This is a genomic window from Mycolicibacterium gilvum, assembly GCF_900454025.1.
GTDB classification, from domain to species: domain Bacteria; phylum Actinomycetota; class Actinomycetes; order Mycobacteriales; family Mycobacteriaceae; genus Mycobacterium; species Mycobacterium gilvum.
This window is the reverse complement of record NZ_UGQM01000001.1, coordinates 6,011,121-6,031,782: the sequence shown is the minus strand read 5'-3', so window position 1 is coordinate 6,031,782 and position 20,662 is coordinate 6,011,121. Positions and strand designations below refer to the sequence as shown.

Annotated in this window: 21 protein-coding genes and 2 pseudogenes; 13 read left to right on the top strand and 10 right to left on the bottom strand. The window is 65.4% G+C overall.

Going from position 1 to position 20,662, the window contains the following annotated elements; all coding sequences use genetic code 11:
* Positions 1-265: 265 nt before the first annotated feature.
* Positions 266-895 carry a TetR/AcrR family transcriptional regulator gene (locus DYE23_RS28520; protein ID WP_115328763.1) on the bottom strand — a complete coding sequence of 210 codons (630 nt, stop codon included), beginning with the start codon at positions 893-895 and terminating at the stop codon, positions 266-268.
* Positions 896-1,017: 122 nt separating this feature from the next.
* Here DYE23_RS28520 and DYE23_RS28515 point away from each other — a divergent pair, with 122 nt between their 5' ends.
* From DYE23_RS28515 to DYE23_RS28505, 3 genes are read left to right on the top strand one after another with little or no spacing between them, the layout of a single operon-like run.
* Complete coding sequence (locus DYE23_RS28515; RefSeq protein WP_115328762.1) at positions 1,018-2,025, top strand: Rieske 2Fe-2S domain-containing protein; 1,008 nt, start codon at positions 1,018-1,020, stop codon at positions 2,023-2,025.
* Positions 2,026-2,069: 44 nt separating this feature from the next.
* Complete coding sequence (locus DYE23_RS28510; protein WP_272940057.1) at positions 2,070-3,080, top strand: ferredoxin--NADP reductase; 1,011 nt, start codon at positions 2,070-2,072, stop codon at positions 3,078-3,080.
* Positions 3,080-4,516 (top strand): phosphotransferase, encoded by a 1,437-nt coding sequence (locus tag DYE23_RS28505; protein WP_115328760.1) that lies wholly within the window; start codon positions 3,080-3,082, stop codon positions 4,514-4,516. Before DYE23_RS28510 ends, DYE23_RS28505 begins: the two co-directional genes overlap by 1 nt.
* Before the next feature lie 104 nt (positions 4,517-4,620).
* Here the strand turns inward: DYE23_RS28505 and DYE23_RS28500 are convergent, their stop codons facing one another.
* On the bottom strand, positions 4,621-5,457 hold the full coding sequence (locus DYE23_RS28500; protein WP_115328759.1) for a hypothetical protein: 837 nt from the start codon (positions 5,455-5,457) through the stop codon (positions 4,621-4,623).
* A 138-nt stretch (positions 5,458-5,595) separates the two neighbouring features.
* Here DYE23_RS28500 and DYE23_RS28495 point away from each other — a divergent pair, with 138 nt between their 5' ends.
* Entirely contained in the window at positions 5,596-6,255 is a 660-nt protein-coding gene (locus tag DYE23_RS28495) for a TetR/AcrR family transcriptional regulator (protein ID WP_234815201.1), read from the top strand.
* Here DYE23_RS28495 and DYE23_RS28490 read toward each other — a convergent pair.
* The 3 genes from DYE23_RS28490 to DYE23_RS28480 are packed head-to-tail and all read right to left on the bottom strand — an operon-like array spanning position 6,252 to position 8,896.
* A complete protein-coding gene (locus tag DYE23_RS28490; protein WP_172527862.1) occupies positions 6,252-7,268 on the bottom strand; it encodes a DUF2889 domain-containing protein in 1,017 nt (338 codons plus the stop codon). The two genes, DYE23_RS28495 and DYE23_RS28490, sit on opposite strands and share 4 nt — an antisense overlap.
* Positions 7,269-7,278: 10 nt before the next feature.
* The gene (locus tag DYE23_RS28485) at positions 7,279-7,707 is read right to left on the bottom strand and encodes a Zn-ribbon domain-containing OB-fold protein (protein ID WP_069412451.1); all 429 of its coding nucleotides are present in this window, start codon (positions 7,705-7,707) and stop codon (positions 7,279-7,281) included.
* Between the two features lies 1 nt (position 7,708).
* Positions 7,709-8,896: a thiolase family protein gene (locus DYE23_RS28480; protein ID WP_069412450.1), complete on the bottom strand. Its 1,188-nt coding sequence runs from the start codon at positions 8,894-8,896 to the stop codon at positions 7,709-7,711.
* A 186-nt stretch (positions 8,897-9,082) separates the two neighbouring features.
* Between DYE23_RS28480 and DYE23_RS28475 the strand changes: the two genes are divergently transcribed.
* The 3 genes from DYE23_RS28475 (at position 9,083) to DYE23_RS28465 (ending at position 12,400) form a co-directional block, all read left to right on the top strand.
* Entirely contained in the window at positions 9,083-9,541 is a 459-nt protein-coding gene (locus DYE23_RS28475; RefSeq protein WP_115328758.1) for a MaoC family dehydratase, read from the top strand.
* A gap of 101 nt (positions 9,542-9,642) precedes the next feature.
* Complete coding sequence (locus DYE23_RS28470) at positions 9,643-10,836, top strand: thiolase family protein (RefSeq protein ID WP_069412448.1); 1,194 nt, start codon at positions 9,643-9,645, stop codon at positions 10,834-10,836.
* A gap of 10 nt (positions 10,837-10,846) precedes the next feature.
* Positions 10,847-12,400: a class I adenylate-forming enzyme family protein gene (locus DYE23_RS28465; protein WP_115328757.1), complete on the top strand. Its 1,554-nt coding sequence runs from the start codon at positions 10,847-10,849 to the stop codon at positions 12,398-12,400.
* On the opposite strand, the gene DYE23_RS28460 is transcribed toward DYE23_RS28465, so the two are convergent.
* Positions 12,401-12,898, bottom strand: a complete 498-nt coding sequence (locus DYE23_RS28460; RefSeq protein ID WP_069412446.1) for a CAP domain-containing protein — start codon at positions 12,896-12,898, stop codon at positions 12,401-12,403.
* Between the two features lie 54 nt (positions 12,899-12,952).
* Here DYE23_RS28460 and DYE23_RS28455 point away from each other — a divergent pair, with 54 nt between their 5' ends.
* On the top strand, positions 12,953-13,315 hold the full coding sequence (locus DYE23_RS28455) for a DUF732 domain-containing protein (RefSeq protein WP_115328756.1): 363 nt from the start codon (positions 12,953-12,955) through the stop codon (positions 13,313-13,315).
* 9 nt (positions 13,316-13,324) lie between these two features.
* On the opposite strand, the gene DYE23_RS28450 is transcribed toward DYE23_RS28455, so the two are convergent.
* The gene (locus DYE23_RS28450) at positions 13,325-14,623 is read right to left on the bottom strand and encodes a TetR/AcrR family transcriptional regulator (protein WP_115328755.1); all 1,299 of its coding nucleotides are present in this window, start codon (positions 14,621-14,623) and stop codon (positions 13,325-13,327) included.
* Positions 14,624-14,661: 38 nt separating this feature from the next.
* Complete coding sequence (locus tag DYE23_RS28445; protein ID WP_069412444.1) at positions 14,662-14,973, bottom strand: acyl-CoA synthetase; 312 nt, start codon at positions 14,971-14,973, stop codon at positions 14,662-14,664.
* Positions 14,974-15,075: 102 nt separating this feature from the next.
* Between DYE23_RS28445 and DYE23_RS28440 the strand changes: the two genes are divergently transcribed.
* Positions 15,076-16,278: an amidohydrolase family protein gene (locus tag DYE23_RS28440; RefSeq protein WP_115328754.1), complete on the top strand. Its 1,203-nt coding sequence runs from the start codon at positions 15,076-15,078 to the stop codon at positions 16,276-16,278.
* Between the two features lie 213 nt (positions 16,279-16,491).
* Here the strand turns inward: DYE23_RS28440 and DYE23_RS28435 are convergent, their stop codons facing one another.
* Positions 16,492-17,097 (bottom strand): helix-turn-helix domain-containing protein, encoded by a 606-nt coding sequence (locus tag DYE23_RS28435; RefSeq protein ID WP_115328753.1) that lies wholly within the window; start codon positions 17,095-17,097, stop codon positions 16,492-16,494.
* Positions 17,090-18,724 (bottom strand): pyruvate, phosphate dikinase, encoded by a 1,635-nt coding sequence (locus DYE23_RS28430; protein ID WP_115328752.1) that lies wholly within the window; start codon positions 18,722-18,724, stop codon positions 17,090-17,092. Before DYE23_RS28430 ends, DYE23_RS28435 begins: the two co-directional genes overlap by 8 nt.
* 127 nt (positions 18,725-18,851) lie before the next feature.
* Here DYE23_RS28430 and DYE23_RS28425 point away from each other — a divergent pair, with 127 nt between their 5' ends.
* The 4 genes and pseudogenes from DYE23_RS28425 to DYE23_RS31860 form a co-directional block, all read left to right on the top strand.
* Positions 18,852-19,046 (top strand): ferredoxin FdxE, encoded by a 195-nt coding sequence (locus tag DYE23_RS28425; RefSeq protein WP_069412440.1) that lies wholly within the window; start codon positions 18,852-18,854, stop codon positions 19,044-19,046.
* Between the two features lie 355 nt (positions 19,047-19,401).
* Entirely contained in the window at positions 19,402-20,211 is an 810-nt protein-coding gene (locus DYE23_RS28415) for a crotonase/enoyl-CoA hydratase family protein (protein ID WP_069412439.1), read from the top strand.
* Between the two features lie 2 nt (positions 20,212-20,213).
* Positions 20,214-20,306: pseudogene (locus DYE23_RS31070) on the top strand (SDR family mycofactocin-dependent oxidoreductase); the annotation flags it as partial.
* Positions 20,301-20,655: pseudogene (locus tag DYE23_RS31860) on the top strand (hotdog family protein); the annotation flags it as partial. The pseudogenes DYE23_RS31070 and DYE23_RS31860, both read left to right, overlap by 6 nt.
* Positions 20,656-20,662 lie beyond the last annotated feature (7 nt).

The following is a 20,662-nucleotide window of genomic DNA, read 5'->3' as shown; positions in this document are numbered from 1 at the left end:
AAGGCGTTTGGTGCGATGGATTGAGTAGTTGCGGCAGGACCTGAGTTGCACGGTGACGGTGTCCATTCGGCAATCGCACGAGCGGTTGAGTGGGAAACCGCGCTCTTGAAACGTCTCGGCCGGGCCCTCGAAACCGTACATCGGCATCTTCTCGTCGAGTGGTCGGCATCGACGATCGCTGTGCATCGGCCGTCGACCGGGCTTCCGGCCTGTCTCGAGAATGGCTTTCCCAATAATCGGGGCATTTCTGGGAACGCCATTCTCGCTAGGACCCCACATTAATCGGTGGCGGCTGCACCGCAGGGGCGGACAGCCCCGTCAGGATCAGCTCGACGACCTGGTTGCGCACCTCGTCGAAATCGGTGTCGAGCCGCCCGCGGATGCGGGCTTCGAGGTGACGTACGGCGACCGCGTGGATGGCGAACGAATCGAGTTCGGGGCGCGCGTTGGGCAGGCTGCCGTCGGCCAGGCCGGCGGCCAACGCCGCGGCCAGCGGCTCGCGGTGCCGCGCGTACGTCGCCTCCAATGCCGCTGCGATACCCGGCGCTCCCGTGACCTCCGTGGACATGAACGCCAAGGCATCGCGGAATCGTGCCTCCTGCCAGCCGATGCTCAGATAGTCCTCGATCCAGGCGGTGATTGCCGCTGCTGGCGTGTCGGCGGCAGCGACCGCTTTGCGCAGGTCAGCCAAGATCAGGTCGCCGGCCCACTCCTGCATCGCGATGATCAGGTCGTCCTTGGAGGCGAAGTGCCGGTAGAAGATCCGCCGGTTCACCCCGGCGGCTCGAAGGATGTTCTCGATCGACGTCGTTCCGGTGGTCGAGCCATGACTGATCAACCGGTATGCCGCCCGCAGGATCGCATCCCGTTCCGCCTGGTGACCGTCGTCGCTCATGGGGCGGCTCCATTTCCTGGGAATACATTTCCCAACGTAGCATCATCATTGCCTGGGAACGCCATTCCCGCTAGGGTTGAGAAATAGTTCGATGGCGTATCCCAATCGATGAAGGAGTAATCGTGAATGGTCTACCCAGCATGCAGCCGACCGGGTGGTTCCAGGTCGCGTGGAGTGCCGACCTGGCCGAGGGCGACGTCATCCCATTGCGCTACTTCGGCGTCGAACTCGTCGCCTTTCGAGACCTGCAGGGGGCGGTGCACGTACTCAATGCCCACTGCCAGCATCTCGGCGCCAACCTGTCCAAGGGTGGCTGCGTCGTCGAGGACGGTATCCAGTGTCCGTTCCATGGCTGGGTGTGGAACGGGGAGGGCCGCAACGTGCGGATTCCCTACGAGAACCGGCCCAATCGAGGTCGTAAGGTTCGGTCCTGGCCGGTCACCGAACTCAACGAGTCCATCTACGTATGGCACGACGCCGCCGGGCGCGCTCCGATGTGGGAGGTGCCCGACGGACTGCGGGTGCTCGGGGAACACATTCACGATCGGGACTACTTCCCAGTCGGCCCGGAAGCCCGGCTCAAATTCGCCGGAATCCACGTGCATCCGCAAGTCATCGCCGAGAACGCCGTCGATCCGCATCACTTCCGGTTCGTGCACAAGACCCCGATCAGTCCGGTCGTGCTACGGGAGGATACCGACGACGTGACGTGGTCGGCGAAGGTGGGTTTCGGCCGACGGTGGAGTGAGGGCGTCGACCAGCCGGGCGAGACGACCAACACCTTGGAGATCTACTGGTCGGGCCTCGGCATATCGTTCAACGGCGAGCACACCCGCGAGGGCTTTCGCGTCATCGCCATCTGCGCCACTCCCGTCGACGACGAGACATCAGACATATTCTCCACGTACTGGATTGACGAGGCCAACGGCAATTACGACGAGCGCCTGACGGTTGCGCAAGCCGCGTTGCCGGACGACATCGCGATTTGGGACAGTCAGGTCTACATGGATCCGCCGGGCCTGACCGCATCCGAAGCCGCAGGGTTCCGGCAATTGCGCCGTTGGGCGCGTGGCTTTTATCCCGACGCGGAGCCTGCTGAGGCGAAACTCGCGCCATCCGGCGCCCACTGACTAAGCTCAAACACCCAGTGCCAGTTCCGAATTTGACACTCACAGTGGCCGACGTCGTCGCCGAGACCGCCGACGCTGTCACCGTCGTGTTCGACCCACCCAATGGTTGCGATGTCGGTTACCGGCCTGGCCAGTTCCTGACGTTGCGAGTGCCGAGCGAGCGGACGGGGTTCGTCGCCCGTTGCTATTCTTTGTGCAGCTCGCCGGCAACCGACAAGCGGCTGGCTGTGACGGTGAAGCGTACCGCTGCGGGGTATGCCTCGAATTGGTTGTGCGACAACGTCCGTCCAGGTGATGAGTTCGAATGCTTGCCTCCGGCCGGCATTTTCCATCCCGACGACTTGGACAAGGATCTACTGCTGCTTGCCGGCGGCAGCGGCATCACCCCCATGTTGTCCATCACCAAGTCCGTGTTGGCCCAGGGGCGCGGGCGAGTGGTGCTCATCTACGCTAACAGGGGCGCTGATACCATCATCTTCGCCGCGGCGCTGCGCGAACTCGTTGCGGAGCATTCTGACCGGCTGACAGTCATCCATTGGCTGGAGAGTGTGCAGGGCCTGCCCAATGACGCGACCCTGACACCGCTCCTCGCACCTTTCGTGGACCATGAGGTTTTCATCTGCGGCCCAGCACCATTCATGAAGAGCGCGCGCAGTGCGATCGAAAGTCTGGGAACACCACGCACCCGGATCCACATTGAGAACTTTGTTTCACTGTCCGGGGATCCGTTCGTCGGCAGGCCGGTGAGTGTCGATCAAATCGGCGATTCTGCCGATGAGCAGCTGACCGCCGAGGTGGTCGTCGAGCTGAACGGTTCGACCCACACGCTGACATGGGCACCGAATGACACCTTGATCGACCTGCTCGTCGACCAGGGGATCGAAGCGCGCTACTCCTGCCGTGAAGGTGATTGCGGCACATGCCAATGCGTTCTGATCGACGGGAAGGTCGAGATGGATACCCACGGCGTGCTCGACGATGACGACATCGCGGACGGCATTGTGCTGGGATGCCAAGCCCGGCCATCCTCTGAGCGCATCAGGATTGAATTCTGATGCCGGTCGACCCCGGTAACCGCCGGCGACACGGGACGTCGTCGACGAGGATCGCCGCCAGCGCGGGATCCGCTGCAGCGCAGGCCCGTCGTCAGACGTCGAGCGATGAAGCCGCCATCTCGAGTTGGATCACCCAGCACATGGGTGCGCGCGTCCTAACCGTCACGCGTCAGGCGCGATGGCGCTACGCCTGGTTGGTCGATGCGGAGCGCGACGGCGAGGAATTGCCGTTGGTCATTCGTGGTGAGCGCGGCGCCGGGATACCCATGCAGTTCCCGTTGCGTCACGAGATGTCACTGCAGCGGGTGATGTCCGAGCAGGGCATTCCGGTCCCGACGGTGTACGGATGGATCGATGAGCTGCCCGCCTACGTGATGGACCGCGTCGACGGCCAACCCGGATTCGAGGGCCTCACCACCGATCAGCGCGACCTCCTGATGCGCGACTACATGGGGCAGCTCGCGAGGCTTCACCGCCTGCCGCTGAAGCCGTTCCTCGAAGCAGGTATCCAGCGGGCCGCGACTCCGGCCGGGATCGGGAGCTACGGCATCGGCCGCTTCGAGGCCGTGTGGCGGGCAGGCAAGAATGCACCCAACCCGCTGCTGGAGTTCGTCCTGGGTTGGCTGAAGCGAAATCCTTTGGACACCAAGGGGCGTGAGTCGGCCATCGTGTGGGACTCGGGTCAGTTGCACCAGAAGGACGGACAGCTGCGGGCGATCCTCGACGTCGAGGCCGGTCACATCGGCGACCCGATGATGGACCTGGCCGCGCCGAGGATGCGGGACACCGTCCTGCACTTCGGAGATTTCGAGAAGCTGTATCAGGAATACGAGCGGGCCGGCGGCTTCCCCGTCGACATGGACGCAATTCAGTTGCACCACATCGCCTTTACCCTTACCAACGAACTCGCCTTCCGGAACTCGCTGAACGATCCGCTGCCCGAGTCGGACTACATGACCAACCTGCACTGGTGCAGCGAGACGAACTTGCACGCCATCGAGGCGCTGGGGGAGCGCCTCGGCCTCGAGCTCGAACCGCCGGAGCTCCCCGCGGCGACGGTGACACGGGCCGCTACTGCGCACGATCAACTCGTCGGGATGCTGCGCGGAATCGACACCGACGACGAGTACATCCGGTACCGGTTACGCGGCGCGTTCCGCCTCGCCCGCCACGTGCAGCGGGAAGACGAAGTCGGCGTGGAGTTCACCAACTCCGATCTCGATGACCTCGTCCCGGTGCTCGGCCATCGACCGGCGACGTGGCAGGAAGGTGATGCGGCGCTGGAGCAGTTCGTGCTGGCAGACGGCGGTCGGCACGACGAGCAGCTGTGTCAGTTGTTCTATCGCCGCCAGATCCGGCACAAGAACACGCTCGGCCCACCGGGGTCGGCGATGGTCGCCCACCACACGTGTCAGCCGTTTCCTGCACGCGTGTGATGACTCCGCTCGAGGTCACGGGTGCAGCGAACTAGTTCGATTGGCCTCCGCCGGTCGGCCGGGTGATCTGATATTCGCTGTACTCCGTCCCTCCCCGGCGTCGATCAGGCTGCGACGGCGTCCTTCTCGGCAGCCAGGGACTGCGTCGGGGTTGACGGCATGACCATCTTGAACCCGACCCAGGCGTACGCGACCGACAGAACCGTTGACACCGTGGCGCACAGGTTGATGATGAGCAGCGAGGTGGTGGAGCTCATGGCCAAGCCGATCGGGACGATCGTGGTCACGCCAACGCCGATGATGAAGCTCGGCACGAGGAGCACGAGGTAGGCGGGGCGCCCACGCACCAGCGCGGCCTTCCTGGCGGCATGGACCAGCAGGGACACCACGAAGATGGCGGCGGTGTTGGAGAAGGCCATCCAGAGGGGGTATCCCCAGACCGCGATGGGCTGCTGCGATCCGTAGTACTGGTAGAGGCCGAGTTGGAGCATCGGCACCTCGAAGAACAACGTGAAGGGGATGGACAAGGCGAACAGGCCCATCCACCGTTTCATGGCAAGGCCGGTCTCGAGGCGGGTGACCAAGTACAGGATCGCCGGGCCCCAGAAGACGGGGTACATGAACAACACCCACAGTGGGATGGTGCCGCTGAAACCGGTCAGCGAGGTCAGTGCGCCGGACCGGTGATAGGTGATGTCGACCATGTAGTCACCGAGAGGCTCGTAGAACACCGCGGCCAGCGCTCCGAGCGTGATCCAGAACATTTCGGAGCGTCCGGTGGTGCGCCACGTCCTGAGGGCGTAGCCGAAGACCAGCGCTGCCAGGATCACTGTGACGGCCAGCATGGAGACCTGCCACGTCATCGATTTGATCAGTTCCGGTGCCGGATCCTTGGGGATGAGATCCGCCCGCGTAGCCAGTTGATCGACGACGTTCAGCATGTCTGCTCTCCTTCGCTGCACTCGTCGTGGACCACAAGAGTTAGTCACATCAGACACATATCGCGCAGTTGTTGGGTCTACGACACACTAGGTGATTTTGTCGGACAGGGGCAATAGCCGGAGGTAAGCTCCTGACTCGTGACCGCGCACCCGGAGGTGAATCGTGCCGGCGCCTGGGGCGCGGACTTACCGCTGAACGAGGACGAAGCGCGAGAACGACTGCTGGCAGCCGCGGAAGCCTGCTATGCCGACCGTGGACCGACCCGCACCCGCATGAGTGACATCGCCAACAAGGCGGGCGTCAACCGATCCACGGTCTACTACTACTTCCCGAACAAAGACGCGATTCTCGTTTCCTCGTTCGTTCGTGCCCTTGACGGCGTGCTCGCCGCCGCCGACCATTGCTGGCGTACAGACGAGCCTTTCCTCGATCGTCTGGTCGCGGCGTGTCTTGCCGGAAATGCCGCAGCCCGCACATCGCCGATCATCCGACTACTCATTCACAACGACGAAGCGGCGCACACCTACCATGCGGCCGAGCACTCGGACCTGTGGCGTGACAAGCTCGCCGAAGCGCTCGGTCATCGTATCGCCGGCGCTGCGGCGGCCGGGGAAGTGCGCGATGATCTCTCCCCGGACACGTTGGCCCGTTGGGTGACTCGAATCAACTTCAGCCTCATGTCTGAACCTGCGAATCCAGAGGACGGCGGTGAGGAGGGGATTCTCCGCAATCTGCTCGCAGCATCGCTCACACCGCGGACATCGGCGGTCAAGCGTGCGGGGAAGGCGCGGGATTAGGCCGCGCGCATCTGGTCGATCAGCGCCTCGGCGTCGGCGACGCTGCGCAGCAGATCGTTGAGATGGGTGCACGTGCTGGTGCCGAACAACTCCTGCCGAACCCGGAAGTGCAGTTCGCGCAGTGTCATTCCGGCGATCCGCTCGGCGCTGGCCACTGCGCCCGGGCATTCCTGCCAGGGCAGCACTCGCGGAGTGGCGTGTGACTCGAGGATCACTCCGGTGTCGGCGTCGACAGCCGCGGCCAGGGTGTACTCGTGGATGATCGTCTCCACGCCGTCGGTCCGCACATAGGTGTCGCGAAACATGGCGTCGACGCCGATCCGCCGGTCACCGTCCTTGAAGACATCGATGCGACGCCGCCGTCGCATGCCGTTCACCGGCAACGGCGCCATCCGGTGCCACGCCCACGGGTCATCGCCGCCGTCGAGATCCGGCGCTGCGGGCCCGGTGACCACGGCCGGATCGCCGGTTTCGAAGGAGTTCATCAGGAGGCCGCCGGTGGCAAATCCAGCGCACTGGTCGGCCACCGGTAGGTACCCGGACTGCGCGTAATGCCCCAGCAGCCCTGACGCGGACAGCGCGTGGCCGGAGATCAGTGTCGCCACGGGGACGTCGTCGAGCAGCGTGTAGCGCAGGTCGCGGCTGGCCCGCAGTTCCGGGGCCGCCTTGTCGGCAGCGGCACGGAACCCGCTCATCGCCGGTGCACCGGACAGGTGCGCCACCGCATCGACCGGCGGTGCGACCTCGACATGGCGGACGACGCGGGCGACCAGTTCGATGGTGGCCGACAAACCGGCTTCACCGAGCACGGTAGCGGTGCCGTCGGGCGCCGTCCGAAGGTCCCTGGCATGACCGTTGAGGTGCACGGGGTCCAAAGTGCCGTCGTCCCGGGTCATGTCGATCGACGTGGTCCGTCGAGCGGATCCGGGGCGACGCGGCGGATTGCCGGTCGTCGGTTGGTGCACGCCGTGCAGGGGATGAAGCCCGAACGGCGGGCTGCCCAGGTCGGTCACATCGTGGACCCTACGTGGTGGGACGGAACGCGAACGTCACCAGTGACTTGCCGTCGTCGGTCTCGAGCGTCGTGGTGGTCGACACCAGGCGCTGGCCGATCTGCAGCTGCTCGGCGGTCGCGCCGACGATCAGCGACTCCACCAGCACGCCCTCAGCCAACTCGACGAAGCCGACCACGTAAGGCCTGAACGCCTTTGGATCGCGCTTTCCCTTGTATGGCAGCGGCGGCAGGAACTCCTGCGTGGTGTAGGTGTACAGCGTTCCCTCGGTGGACAATTCGATCTTTTCGATGTCGTCCTGGATCTCGGGGTCGCCGTCGAAGAGTTCGGGCCGTTCGGCGGGGAACTTCACCACGCCCGACGACCGCCTGCGGGACGCGAACAGCACCGCGCGCTCGCCGTCCAGCCGGAACAATCCCTCGGTGATCAGTGCGCTCATGTCAGGCCACCTCGATGACCATCGCGGCGCCCATGCCGCCGCCCGCGCACATGGACAGCACGCCGATGCCGCCGCCGCGGCGGCGCAGTTCGTAGATCGCCGAGGTGACCATCCGGGCTCCGGTCGCGGCGATCGGGTGGCCGAGACTGATGCCCGAGCCGTACACGTTGACGATCTCCTCGTTGAGGCCGAGTTCGCGGGCACACGCCACGGCCTGCGCGGCGAACGCCTCGTTGATCTCGAAGAGCGCGACGTCCTCGAGCTTGCGGCCTGACAGTTCCAGCGCCTTCGGGATCGCCTTGATCGGTCCGCTGCCGGTGCGGGTCGGGTCCAGACCGACCTGCGTCCACGACAGCACGTTGGCAAGCACGTCCTGCGCAGTGTCGGGAGCCGCCAGCGCGACGACCGCTGCGGCGTCGTTGATGCCCGACGAGTTGCCTGCGGTGACCGAGAAGCCCTCGATCTCCGGGTGCAATACCTTCAATCCGGCGAGGGACTCCATCGAACTACCGCGCCGCGGATGCTCGTCCTCGGCGAAAGTAATCGTGGTCCCGTCTGCCTGGGGAACCTGGATCGGGATGATCTCGTCGGTGAACGATCCGGCGTCGATGGCCTTGATGGCGCGTTGATGGCTACGCAGCGCCCACTCGTCCTGGTCTTGGCGGGTGATCCCGTACTGGACGTTGCAGTTGTGCGCGACGGTGATGGACATGTCCATCGCGGGCGCTTCCGCGGTCGGCGGATGCGATTCGGGGAACCACTGCTCGTAGTCCTCGGGTGACTTGCCCGACGTGAAGGGCTTGCGCTTCTGCATGATCGGTCCGGTGGACAGCGACTCCATGCCGCCGGCGAGGATGGCACGGCTCATGCCGGAGGCGATCTGCCCAGCGCCCACCGCGATGGCGGACAGGCTCGATGCGCACTGTCGATTGACGGCGATCCCGGGAATGTCGACCAGGCCCAGCGCCACGGCGATGTAGCGGGCGCTGTCGCCGCCGCCCTGCATGCTTTCGGCCAGTACCAGGTCGTCGAAGGCGGCCGGATCGAGGCCGGACCGTTCGACGACCGCCGCGACGACGGGCTTGGCCAACTCGATCGCGGGAACGTTAGCGAGGGTGCCTCTGCGTGCCGTCCCGATCGCGGTGCGGGCAGCGGCCACGATCGCTGCGCGGGATGTGGTGGTGGCCATGTATCTCCCAGGGTCGTCGGGCGAGTCGGGCGCGATGCCCGGTGAGCGTCGTCAGTCTATACCGTTAAATAGATAGCGGTATACTTGGTCGCGTCGTGACGTGGGTCAGCGCGGTGACGAGACGTCGAGCAACTCCTCGACCGGTGAGCTCGGAACGCACCTCTTGATATCGAAAGGCGGACGTTTATGAAGGTCATCGGATCCATCGAGGAAGCGGAACAAGCGGTCGGAGAAGAGCTTGGTGTCGGTGAGTGGCGGCTGGTGGATCAGCAGATGATCGACGCCTTCGCCGATGTCACCGATGACCACCAATGGATCCATGTCGATGTGGAGCGGGCGAAGGCCGAAAGTCAATACGGTGCCACGATCGCGCACGGATTCCTCACGCTATCCCTGATCCCGACGCTCTCGGCGGACAACTACCGGATTGTCAACTCGAAGATGAGGCTGAACTACGGGCTGAACAAGGTCCGCTTCCTGTCGGCGGTCACGGCGAACAGCCGGATCCGGGCGCGATCCGTACTCGTCGACGTCGCGAAGGCCAACGAGACGACCGCGAACTTGACGATGCGGCACACGGTCGAACTCGAGGGCTCTGAGAAGCCCGCCGCGGTAATAGACCTCATCGTTCGGGCGATCTTCTGACGTGTTCGACGTCAGACGTATGGTCAAAGCGCCAAACCTATTACTGAACGCACTGGAGGCGAACGGATGACCGACCAGCGACAAGAGAAGCGGGATCGCTTGTGAAGGGTGGTCCGTTCGAGGGCAAAGCGGTGCTGACCGGGGCGGGCAAGTCTCAGGTCGGCCGCCGACTGGGTCGCACCGGGCTGGACCTGACGGTCGAGGCGGTGCTCCGTGCCATCGAGGATGCCGGGCTCAGCGTCGACGACGTCGACGGAATCGCCAGCTACCCGGGACCGGGCGTGCCCGACGCCGGCTTCTCCGGGGCGACGGTGCAGGAGGTCCGTAACGCGTTGGGGTTGCGCTCGCGGTGGTATGTCTCGGCGATGGAGACGGCAGGGCAGATCGGCCCGGCGATCGAGGCGTGCATGGCCGTCAGCCTCGGGTTGGCCAACCACGTCGTGGTGTACCGGTCGGTGTGGGAATCCACCGCCGCGCAGCAGGCCGGCGGCGGCCGCGCCTCGGTGCTGTTCGGTGGCGGCGAACTACCCCCGCACCTTGAGTGGGTGGCCCCGTTCGGGGCCCTGTCAGCGGCGAACTGGCTGGCCATGCCCGCGCAGCGCTATATGCACGACTTCGGCCTGACGCGCCAGCACCTCGGCCGCATTGCGATCAACGCCCGCACCAACGCGGGATTGAACCCGGACGCGGTCTATCGCGAGCCGATGACGATGGACGATTACCTCAGTGCGCGCATGATTTCGGAGCCGCTGTGCCTCTACGACTGCGACGTGCCCTGCGACGGCGCCACCGCGGTCATCGTCTCGCGGCGCGACGCCGCGAAGGGACTGCCCCGGCACCCCCTGACCGTCGAGTCCGTCGGGCCGGGCATGTTCGAGCGCGCCACCTGGGACCAGCGCGCGGACATCACCACGATGGCTGCGCACGATTCGGCGGCGACGCTATGGGAGCACACGACGCTGAAACCGGCCGACGTCGACATGGCCCAGTTGTACGACGGCTTCTCATTCCTGACCGTCATGTGGTTGGAAGCATTGGGCTTCTGCGACCACGGCAAGGTCGGCGAGTTCTTGGGCGACGGTTCGCGCATCGCGCTCGACGGCCCGCTGCCGATCAACACCAGCGGCGGCCAACTCTCCGGCGGGCGTTTGCACGGCATGGGATTCCTGCATGAAGCGTGTGTGCAACTGTGGGGCGAAGGCGGTGAACGGCAGGCCCCCAAGACTCCGGAGGTGGTCGCTGTGGGGGTCGGCGGCGGTCCGGTGGCCGGGTCGATGCTGCTGAGCAGCAGGTAATTTCACGCCGATGGAGAGCATCGCCGCCGGCGATCTGACGCTCGGAGACATCGTGACCGACAACGCGGTCCGCTTCCCTGACATCGTCGCCTACCGGCACGGCGACCGCACCCTCACCCATGCGCAGTTGCGGGACCGCGCGGTGCGGCTGGTGTCGGCGATGGCGGCGGCGGGAGTGGGGCACCAGGATCGGATCGCGGTGCTGAGTCGCAACAGCATCGAGTTCGGTGAAGTGATCGCCGCAACGCAGCTCGGTGGAATCGTCTTGGCCACCATCAACTTTCGGCTCTCGTCGCCGGAGATGGCTGACGTTGTGCGACGTGTGAAGCCGGCGATCGTATTCGTCGCCGAGGAGTTCGTCACGGTGATCGCCGACGTCGTCGCGCAGTGGCCGTCGCCACCGGTCCTGGTGGCGATCGGTGGTGCGGCGTCCCCGGCGACGATCGGCTACGAACGGTTCATCGAGAGCGGCCGGGGTGGCGAACCCGAGTTCATCGCCACGGCCGATGACGTCGCGTGCCTGCTGTTCACCAGCGGTACCACCGGCGCGTCCAAGTGCTGCGTGATCGGACAGCGCGAGCTACGCAGGGTCGCGTACACGATGAACAGCGAAATGCGTTGCGGCAGTGCCGATCGCGGTCTGATCAACATGCCGATGTTCCACGTCGGGGCACTCGCGATCATCGGCGGTCTGCACGCGCGCGGTGGAACGGTGGTCCTGCAGCACCAGTTCGACGCCGCGGACGCCGTCCGACTGATCGCCTCCGAGCGGATCACGCTGCTGCACCTTGCGCCGGTGATGCTCAAGGCATTGCTCGATGCGCTCACCGATGCCGACGTCACGGACAGCCTGCACACGGTCATCTATTCGGCTGCGCCGATCTCGGCGACCACCCTGCAGCGGGCTCTGTCCACGCTGCCCGGCGTCGGCTTCCTCAACCTGTACGGCCAGACCGAGGTCATCGTGTCGGGGCTGCCGCGCGAACTCCACGCACTTGACGACCCGCAGGCCGAGGAGCGGCTTCAGTCAGTGGGCTTTCCGTTTCCGGGCACCCGGGTGCGCATCGTCGGCGACGAAGGTCGCGATCTGCCGTCGGGGCAGACCGGCGAGATCGTGGTGCAGTCTGACTCTGCATTCCGCGGCTACCTCGACGATCCCGCGGCCACCGCAGTGACCCTGTTCGACGGGTGGTGTCGCACCGGCGATGTGGGCCGCATGGACGAGCGTGGGCTGCTGTACCTGGTGGACCGCAAGAAGGACGTGATCATCAGCGGCGGGGAGAACGTCTATTCGCCTGAGGTGGAGGGTGCGATCTCCGCGCTCGACGGGGTGGCGGCCTGCGCAGTGGTGGGCGTGCCCGACGAGAAGTGGGGGGAGGCGGTCTGCGCGGTGGTGGTGCCGTCGGTGGGCGCCTCGCTGACGTTGGAGACGATTCAGGGCGGCGTCCGGCAGAGCTTGGCCCGCTACAAGGTCCCGCGTCGACTGGTGCTGGTCGCCGAGCTGCCGGTCTTGGCAAGCGGCAAGGTGGACAAGAAGCGGCTGCGTGCCGAACTGAGGGACTGACTACAACCCGGGCTGGCCGTACACCGCCACGACCACGGAGCGCGCCAGGCTGTTCTCCGACCACACTCCGATGGCGGTGTTTGCACAGTCCTGCATGATGGCGCGCCGCGGCGGGTCCCACCACCACTGGCCGAGGATCTCGATGCCGCTGATCGCCAGCGCCGGGTTGATGGCCACGGTCTCGGAGACCTTGCCGACGAATCCCTGTCTGCTGGCCCGGTCTTGCGGCGTGGAACCGTCGGAACCGATGTCCCCGTTGAGGTTCGGGTTGTTGAGCACGTCGAGCGTGTGCAGGCGGGCCGCCTCGACCAGTCGGCCGTCCAGCTTTGGTTCAGTCGGGCACCCGTTCTGTTTCTGTGCGGTGTAAATGTTGACGAAGACACTCTCATTCAGGCGCTTGTTGTCGGCCTGGGCGTTCGGCACAGCTGTCGCGGGGATCATCAACGACAACAGCGCGGCGCTCACTGCGCACCGCCGGACTGCGCACTGGGACGTCATGGTCGAAAAGACTAACCCCGGAAACAGCTAAATGAATTACGTTTTTTCGTACTCATGAAACGACGCAGATCAGCTGCCCGGCCGCCGATGGGTGCGCTCGCCACGGCGGCCGCGGCGGCGCTCAACATGCCGACGGTCCACGCCGATCAGGTGGCCTACCTTGTCAACGTGACGGTCCGGCCCGGGTACAACTTCGCGAATGCCGACCACGCGCTGAGCTACGGCTACAGCGTCTGCGACCGGATCGTCGCCGGAATGCCGTACGCGCAGCTGATCAGTGAGCTCAAGGGGGACTTCCACACTTCGGACGAGTATCAGGCGTCATACCTGATCGCCCAGTCCGCGCAGGAGTTGTGCCCGGCTCAGATCTGGGCGTTGCGCAACTCGGCCGCGGGGTATCAGCCCGCACCGGCATGAGCGCGACGCTCATGCCGCCCGCAGCAATGAGCGGCGCAGTACGTTCACCATGAGTTCGGCGGCGCGTTCGTCGCTGTCCGCTTCTGCGGCCGCCGTCGGCTCGTTCATCCGGCCCAGCACCGCCAGGAACACCGCGACCGCGACTTGAGGTTCGATCCCTACCGGTAGTGCGACGGTGTCGAGCAATGCAGCGACCGCGCGCTGGATGGCGCCGATGCCGTGATCGATGTCGGCGTCGGACATCTGTTCGGCCACGGTCCCGTCGAGCCACGCCCGAATGACACCGCGGTAGTTGCGGTGGAACCGGACGTAGCGCAGCATCCAATCACGTAGGGAACTCTGGGCCATCTGAGGCAGTGCGGCGGCATGCTCCTCGATCTCGGCCACCGCGCGCCGAGTCAGCTCGGCCAGGATCCGGTCCTTCGTGCTGAAATAGCGGTACAGCGTGGCGCGGCTGAGCTCGGTTGCCGTAGCGATCTCCTCCATGCTGACTGCGTAGTAACCGTGTTCGGCGAACAACGCTGAGCTCACCGAGAGCACGTCCTGTGCGATCGGGGATAGCGGGACTGCCGCGACCCGCGTGATCGCGGCCGTTGGCTCGACGACCGCGGACGGCGTGGCGGCGGACGCCACGACCTGCGGTGCGGCCGCGCGCAATATGTCCGCAGGGGTGTCGGGGAACAACATCAGCTGTAGGGCGACGGTCAGCGACCACGACACGACCGAACGGTCGGGTAGCGGAAACATCGCGCGGTGCCGATAGAGGTTGACCATGTGTGGGATGCGCCCCAACACAGCGGCGGCATCGTGGAGGTCCAAGCCATCCAGTGGCGCGTGCCGTAGTCGCTCGGTCACCATGAGCCGGTACTGCTCGGCGACCTCGCCCGTGTCGATGACCGAGAGACCAGTCGCAGTGCCGATGCCGGGAAACTCCGCGAACACGGCCGCGTGAGTGTCGTAGATATCCGCCCAGTCGGCCAACCACCGGTGGAGCTCTTCGACGCCGGCGACTGTCGGGCCGAGTTCGCCGAGGTGTTCACCGTGGATGAGCATGTCGCGCCCAGCCGATGTGCTCAACTCGCGGAAGATGTCCTCCTTGCCTGCGAAGTACTGATAGACGGTGGCGCGGGAGGCATTCGCCGCCTTGGCGATGGTGTCGAGCGACGTGCTGTGGAACCCGTGGGTCAGGAACACGTCCGCCGCGCACGCGAGAATCCGGTCTCGGGTGTGCATGCCGCGGCGCCCGACCCCGACATTCGTGACCGGGGCGTAGCCGGGACGACGCGTCTTGTCCGGAGTTGATCCCACAGGAGAAGTATCCCTGTGGGCCTGCGCCGATCTCGCAGTCACGTGGCTGACGGCCCCGGCAGGTTGCGCTTGGCCTTGCCGGGGTAGCCGAAGAACTTCTCGAAGTTGGCGTCGTTGATGGGTTGTGCGCTGTTGCGGACAGCCGCTGACCGCAATGCGTCGAGGCGGGCTTCGGCCCTCTCGAGTTGTTCGCTCGGCCCGTCTTGTCGCAGGCGGCCGACCTCGTGCACTGCCGCAGCGACTTCGAGCCGGAGCCGTTCGCCAGCCTCGCCGAAGGTCAGCAGGTCGTGGTCGTCTTCGTCGACCTTTTCCCGGGCTCCGTCGTCGACGGGTCGGTTTGAGGAGTTCATGTCGTACCTCTCAACCTCTGGACTGATGTGGTCTCCATCATATAGCCTGTGAGATGAACTGTCAGAAAACGAGACGAAACGTCAGACGCGAAGGAGTGCATCATGCCGCTTCAGGATCACCATCAGATCGTTTCCGTCGACGACCACCTGGTCGAACATCCCCGGGTATGGCACGACCGGTTACCCGAGAAGTGGCGCGAAGCCGGCCCCCGCATCGTGGAGATGGACGGCAAGCACCTGTGGAGCTATGACGGGCAGATCTTCCCGACGATCGGGCTCAATGCGGTTGCGGGCAAGCCGCCGGAGGAGTGGGGCATGGATCCCGTCCGGTACGAGGACATGATTCCCGGCTGCTACGACCCCGTCGCGAGGGTTGCCGACATGGATCTCGACGGCGTACAGGCGGCCCTGTGTTTCCCGTCGTTCCCCGGCTTCGGCGGCGGGACGTTCCAGCGTGCCAAGGACAAGGAACTCGCGCTGTTGTGCGTCAAGGCGTGGAACGACTTCTACATAGACGAGTGGTGCGCCACCGCGCCCGACCGTTACATACCGCTGGCCATCCTGCCGACGTGGGACATCGATGCCTGCGTGGCCGAGGCCGAGCGGGTGGCCGCGAAGGGTGCGCGCACCGTCTCGTTCCCGGACAGCCCAGTGCCCCTAGGTCTTCCGTCGTTCCACTCGGATCACTGGGACGGGCTGTGGCAGGTCTGCTCTGATACGAAGATGCCGGTCTCGTTGCACTTCGGGTCGGGGTCTTACGTCCCGGGTTTCTCGTTCTCGTCGTTGAAGCCCGACCCCAATGTGGCGAAGGCATTGCCGGACGCGCCGTTCGCCGTGGCGATCACCCTGTTCTCATCCAACTTGATGTGGAGCACCGTGGACTTGCTGTTCTCCGGCAAGCTCCAGCAGTTCCCCGAACTGCAGATCTCGCTGGCGGAAGGCGGCATCGGCTGGGTGCCCTACATCCTCGAGCGGTCGGACTACGTCTGGGAGCGACACCGCTACTACCAGAACATCGATTTCGATACCCGCCCGTCGGACCTGTTCCGCAAGCACTTCTGGGGCTGCTTCATCGACGACGAGCACGGCCTGAAGAATCGCCACGCCATCGGCATCGATCGAATCACACTGGAAATCGATTTCCCCCATAGCGATTCGAACTGGCCGAACTCGCGCAAGCGGGCTGCTGAGGTGCTCGCCGAGGTGCCCGACGACGAGTGCTCGCTCATCGTTGAGGAGAACGCTCGTCGGATGCTGAACTTCCCACGGGTGGGTGCGGAAAAGCCGTCGCTGGCATCTGTGTAACGGAAACCTGGGGCGGCAGGGGATGAGCAGCACCGTCATAATGCGCCGGGCCGCGCAAGGCATCTTCATGCTTTGCGCGGCCGGCAGCGCGGTGATGGCCGGAATGCATCATTGGCAGGACGCTGCGTTGATCGGACTCCTCGGCGCGTGGGCATTGGTTACGGCGCGCAAGATGGCGTGGAAGCTGCGCCTGGATCGTGACGCTGGCGAGACCTACTCGGCGTGGCCCGACGTGGCTTCGTCCTCGCGGGTCAGTCCCGCCGCGCAGATGAGCTCTTCGTGCAGTTCGAACCACACCGTGTGATACGAGTCGACGATCGGCCGGGTGAACCAGGTGGTGTCTCCGGACTGGACCTTCTGCAGCGCCGCGGAGAGCTTGTCGGAGTAGGCGTGGAGCCGCGGTAGCTGGAGTGAGGCTGCGGCGAGGATGGGCACGACGGCTGCGTGGACGGAGTCGAGCCGGCCCAGCACCGCGGCGTCGTAGTCGGCATCGGAGTGGTCGTTGGGTTCGCCGTCGCGGAGTTGCCATTCGGAGACCAGCGCCTTGAATTGACGGTTTATCGGACGGAACTGGTCGTAAGCCTGGCCGAACGACTCCCCGTCGATCCCGCGGCGTTCCTCGGCCAGCAGCTCGCCAAGGCGCGTCCGGCCGTCCGGCGACAGTCGGACCGACCTGCCGTCTGAGATCAGTCCCGCGTCGGCGAGCTCCGTGATGGCCGCATTGACGGACGCCTCGTCCTCGTTCAGCGTCGCGGCCAGGTCGGTAGGACGCACCCGGCCCTTCAGCCGTATCGCCTGCAATAAGGTCAGTTCATCCATCCTCGGACCTCTCGGAGAGTCGCACTGCGGTGAGTGTGGCGATCAGGGGCGTGTCGCAGACGACGTCGGTCAGACCGGCTGACACCGCGTCGCGCACTGTAGCCTCCGACACGTCGGCGAGCACTGGGTGTGCTCCAGTGGCGTGGACCCGTATCGGGCTGAGCCGATGGGCGATCGCTGCCAGCTCGATCAGGTCGGGGCTGTCTTGCTCCGACCACGCCGTCAACTCGATCTCACCGTCGTAGACCTTCCCCGCGGCGCCGTCTACGGTGATCTTTCGGCCTTCAAGTGCCGCAACGACTCCGGCGCCGCAGCCCACAACGGCGGGCAGGCTGAGCTCGCGGCTGACCACTGCAGCGTGGGAGGTGGCGCCACCGATCTCGGTCACGACCGCGCGGGCTGAGATCATCCCGGCGATGTCATCGGGGCTGGTGGAGGTTCGGACGAGGATCACGTCCTCGTCGCGGTCGGCTGCGGCGAGGGCGGCGTCGACGTCGTGGTACGCCGTGCCCGAGGCGACTCCGGGACTGGCGGGCAGACCGGTGGTCAAAAGCGTTGCCGTGAGCCGGTTTTCGGGCTGAATGGACGGAGACAGCAGCGCCCGCACGTGGTCGGGCGTGACCCGGCGCAGGACCTCGGCATCGTCGATCAGCCCGGCCTCACGAAACTTCAGCGCTAGTCGGACGGCTGCCTGCGGGGAGCGCTTGGCGGTGCGCGTCTGCAACAGCCACAGCCGGCCCTCTTCGATGGTGAACTCGATATCCTGCACATCGCGGCCGAGGCGTTCGAGCTCGGCGGCCGCGGCCATCAATTCGTCGAATACACGGGGCTGAGCGGTCCGCAACGCGCTCAGCGGCAGGCAATCGAAGGTTCCCGAGACCACATCCTCGCCTTGCGCACCTGGCAACCATTCGCCCATCGGTTCGTCTGCTCCGGTCGCAGGGTTGCGGCTGAACAGCACCCCGGTTCCCGAGTCGTGGTGCAGATTCCCGAACACCATCGCTTGCACCACCACCGCCGTGCCCCCGGCGGCGTCGAGCCCGTGATGGGCGCGGTAGGCCTGCGCCCGCGGGCTGGTCCACGAGCTGAACACTGCCTCGATGGCCAATCGGAGCTGCAGCAGCGGATCGGTGGGTACGGCTGCGGATGTGTCTGCGAGCACGATTCGGCGGTACATCGCCTCGAAACGGGCCCGGGTGTCGGCGGCGAACCCCGCCGACACGTGGGTTGTGAGGGCTTCGTGGACGGCGTCGTTGATGCCGAGGTCGAGCACCGTGTCGAGCATGCCCGGCATAGATTGACTCGCACCGGATCGCACGCTGAGCAGCAGCGGCCGTGGGCCGTGGCCGAAGGTACGCGACGTCTGCCGCTCCAGCCACCGCAGGCTCTGGAGCACGTCGGGCCACACCCTGTCCAGCACGTCCTCGGCTCCATCCAGCCACTGCGCGCACAGCTCGGTGGTGAGGCAGAAGGCCGGCGGAACGGCTAGCCCGGCGGATCGCATCAGATTGATGCCGAAACCCTTGTTGCCCAGTGCCTGACGGCTCAGCGGCGAACCACCGTCGAGCGCTACGACACTGTCTCGGCCGAGTGGTGGCTCGGCATCGACACCGCTGACCCCTGTCATGTTTGGAAAGCTTGCCAGATGTCGAACCCGGTCAGCCCCCGGATTGAGTTAATTAGTTAATCCTTTAGTCTTATGCTGTCTCAGTGGACCAGGCCGCACGCCCTCGCGGTCGAGCAGAGGAGGTCTCGTGAAGGTTCGTCTCGAACGGTCGAAGTGCGTGGGTCACGCTCAGTGCTATGCAGTCGACCCGGACTTGTTCCCGATCGACGACTCGGGCTACTCGATCCTAGAAGCGCATGACGTTCGCCCCGAGGACGAGGAGGCCACCCGCGACGGAGTCGCTGCCTGCCCGGAGCTTGCGCTCACTCTCGAAGAGGACTGACCGACGGGCTTGCCAAGCGGCTATGTGACTCTGCGCCATCGATATGGTTAACCAGGTTGACTTTGTGAGGTGTGATGCAGTCCGCTGATTGGCGTCCCCGGCTGGAATCGTTACTCGCCGACTTTCGTCGATGTCAGGATCAGGTTGCCCGGTCTGGGGAGAAGCCGGACCGTATCGCCGCGGCGCGGGCTTGGCACGCCGAACTTGTCGACCAGCACTTGGCGGCACCTGCATGCGCTCGCACTGCGTGCCGTCGGCCCCCACGCCGCGCTCGGCAGTCGGGCGACCGCCGCTGTGGACAACGGACGGTGGTTGAAGACCTTTACACGCAACCATCCAATTCAAAGGAGCCTTGATGAACGAATCTGCCACCGACGTGGCGAGCCCAGCGGCACTGGTAGAGCGGCGTGGAAACGTCGCACTGATCACCATCAACCGGCCCGAGGCCCGCAATGCCGTCAACGGCGCGGTGAGCACGGCGGTTGGTGACGCGCTGTCGGCCGCGCAGGCCGACCCCGACGTGTGGGCGGTGGTGATCACCGGGGCAGGTGACAAGTCATTCTGCGCGGGCGCCGACCTCAAGGCGATCTCCCGTGGCGAGAACCTTTTTCACGACGAACACCCGGAATGGGGTTTCGCCGGTTACGTACACCACTTCGTCGACAAACCCACCATCGCTGCGGTGAACGGCACGGCGCTGGGTGGCGGCTCCGAACTTGCGCTGGCCAGCGATCTTGTCGTCGCCTGCGAGAGCGCGTCATTCGGCCTGCCCGAGGTCAAGCGCGGGCTGATCGCCGGGGCCGGCGGCGTGTTCCGGATCGTCGAGCAGTTGCCGCGCAAGGTGGCACTGGAATTAGTGTTCACCGGGGAGCCGATGGCCGCGGCAGACGCTCTTCGGTGGGGCCTGATCAACGAGGTTGTACCGGATGGCGCGGTGGTCGAGGCGGCAATCGCGCTCGCCGAGCGCATCACGGTCAACGCACCACTGTCGGTTCAGGCCAGCAAACGACTCGCCTATGGTGCCGACGGCGGAATCATCGCCGATGAGGAACCCAAATGGGAGCGCACCACGCGTGAGTTCACGGAGTTGCTCAAATCCGAAGACGCCAAGGAAGGTCCGCGGGCCTTCGCCGAGAAACGTCGACCAGTATGGACGGCACGCTAGATATGGGACGAGTACAGGACAAAGTGGTTCTGGTCACGGGCGGCGCCCGCGGTCAGGGCCGTAGCCACGCGGTGAAGCTGGCCGAGGAAGCGGCGTGGGTGAGCCAACTGCTGACGAACTGGATCGGTGACGACGGCTGGCTGGCCGAGATGGACCTGCAGATGCGCGGGTTCAACTACCACGGAGACGTGCACCGATGCACCGGCAAGGTCACCGCCAAGAGCGACACCGCTGACGACGTCGTTTCGATCGACGTCTCGGCTATCAGTCAGCGCGACGAGACCACTACGTGCGGCACCGCACAGGTGCTGTTCCCGTCCAAGACTACGGGCGCCGTTGTGCTCCCAATGCCCGATGCCGAACTCAGAAGGCGCGGGGGCGCAGGTGGTTTCGCGTGCGTCGAGCAAGGTGGGCGCGGAACTTCGCCGACTGTATGGAGAGTGAGCCCACC

What these genes read in the sequence shown, in the direction of transcription:
- DYE23_RS28520 (WP_115328763.1), bottom strand. Translation starts at nt 895, where the DNA reads ATGAGCGACGACGGTCACCAGGCGGAACGGGATGCGATCCTGCGGGCG.
- DYE23_RS28505 (WP_115328760.1), top strand. Translation starts at nt 3,080, where the DNA reads ATGCCGGTCGACCCCGGTAACCGCCGGCGACACGGGACGTCGTCGACG.
- DYE23_RS28500 (WP_115328759.1), bottom strand. Translation starts at nt 5,457, where the DNA reads ATGCTGAACGTCGTCGATCAACTGGCTACGCGGGCGGATCTCATCCCC.
- DYE23_RS28485 (WP_069412451.1), bottom strand. Translation starts at nt 7,707, where the DNA reads ATGAGCGCACTGATCACCGAGGGATTGTTCCGGCTGGACGGCGAGCGC.
- DYE23_RS28480 (WP_069412450.1), bottom strand. Translation starts at nt 8,896, where the DNA reads ATGGCCACCACCACATCCCGCGCAGCGATCGTGGCCGCTGCCCGCACC.
- DYE23_RS28475 (WP_115328758.1), top strand. Translation starts at nt 9,083, where the DNA reads ATGAAGGTCATCGGATCCATCGAGGAAGCGGAACAAGCGGTCGGAGAA.
- DYE23_RS28465 (WP_115328757.1), top strand. Translation starts at nt 10,847, where the DNA reads ATGGAGAGCATCGCCGCCGGCGATCTGACGCTCGGAGACATCGTGACC.
- DYE23_RS28460 (WP_069412446.1), bottom strand. Translation starts at nt 12,898, where the DNA reads ATGACGTCCCAGTGCGCAGTCCGGCGGTGCGCAGTGAGCGCCGCGCTG.
- DYE23_RS28455 (WP_115328756.1), top strand. Translation starts at nt 12,953, where the DNA reads ATGAAACGACGCAGATCAGCTGCCCGGCCGCCGATGGGTGCGCTCGCC.
- DYE23_RS28445 (WP_069412444.1), bottom strand. Translation starts at nt 14,973, where the DNA reads ATGAACTCCTCAAACCGACCCGTCGACGACGGAGCCCGGGAAAAGGTC.
- DYE23_RS28440 (WP_115328754.1), top strand. Translation starts at nt 15,076, where the DNA reads ATGCCGCTTCAGGATCACCATCAGATCGTTTCCGTCGACGACCACCTG.
- DYE23_RS28435 (WP_115328753.1), bottom strand. Translation starts at nt 17,097, where the DNA reads ATGGATGAACTGACCTTATTGCAGGCGATACGGCTGAAGGGCCGGGTG.
- DYE23_RS28430 (WP_115328752.1), bottom strand. Translation starts at nt 18,724, where the DNA reads ATGACAGGGGTCAGCGGTGTCGATGCCGAGCCACCACTCGGCCGAGAC.
- DYE23_RS28415 (WP_069412439.1), top strand. Translation starts at nt 19,402, where the DNA reads ATGAACGAATCTGCCACCGACGTGGCGAGCCCAGCGGCACTGGTAGAG.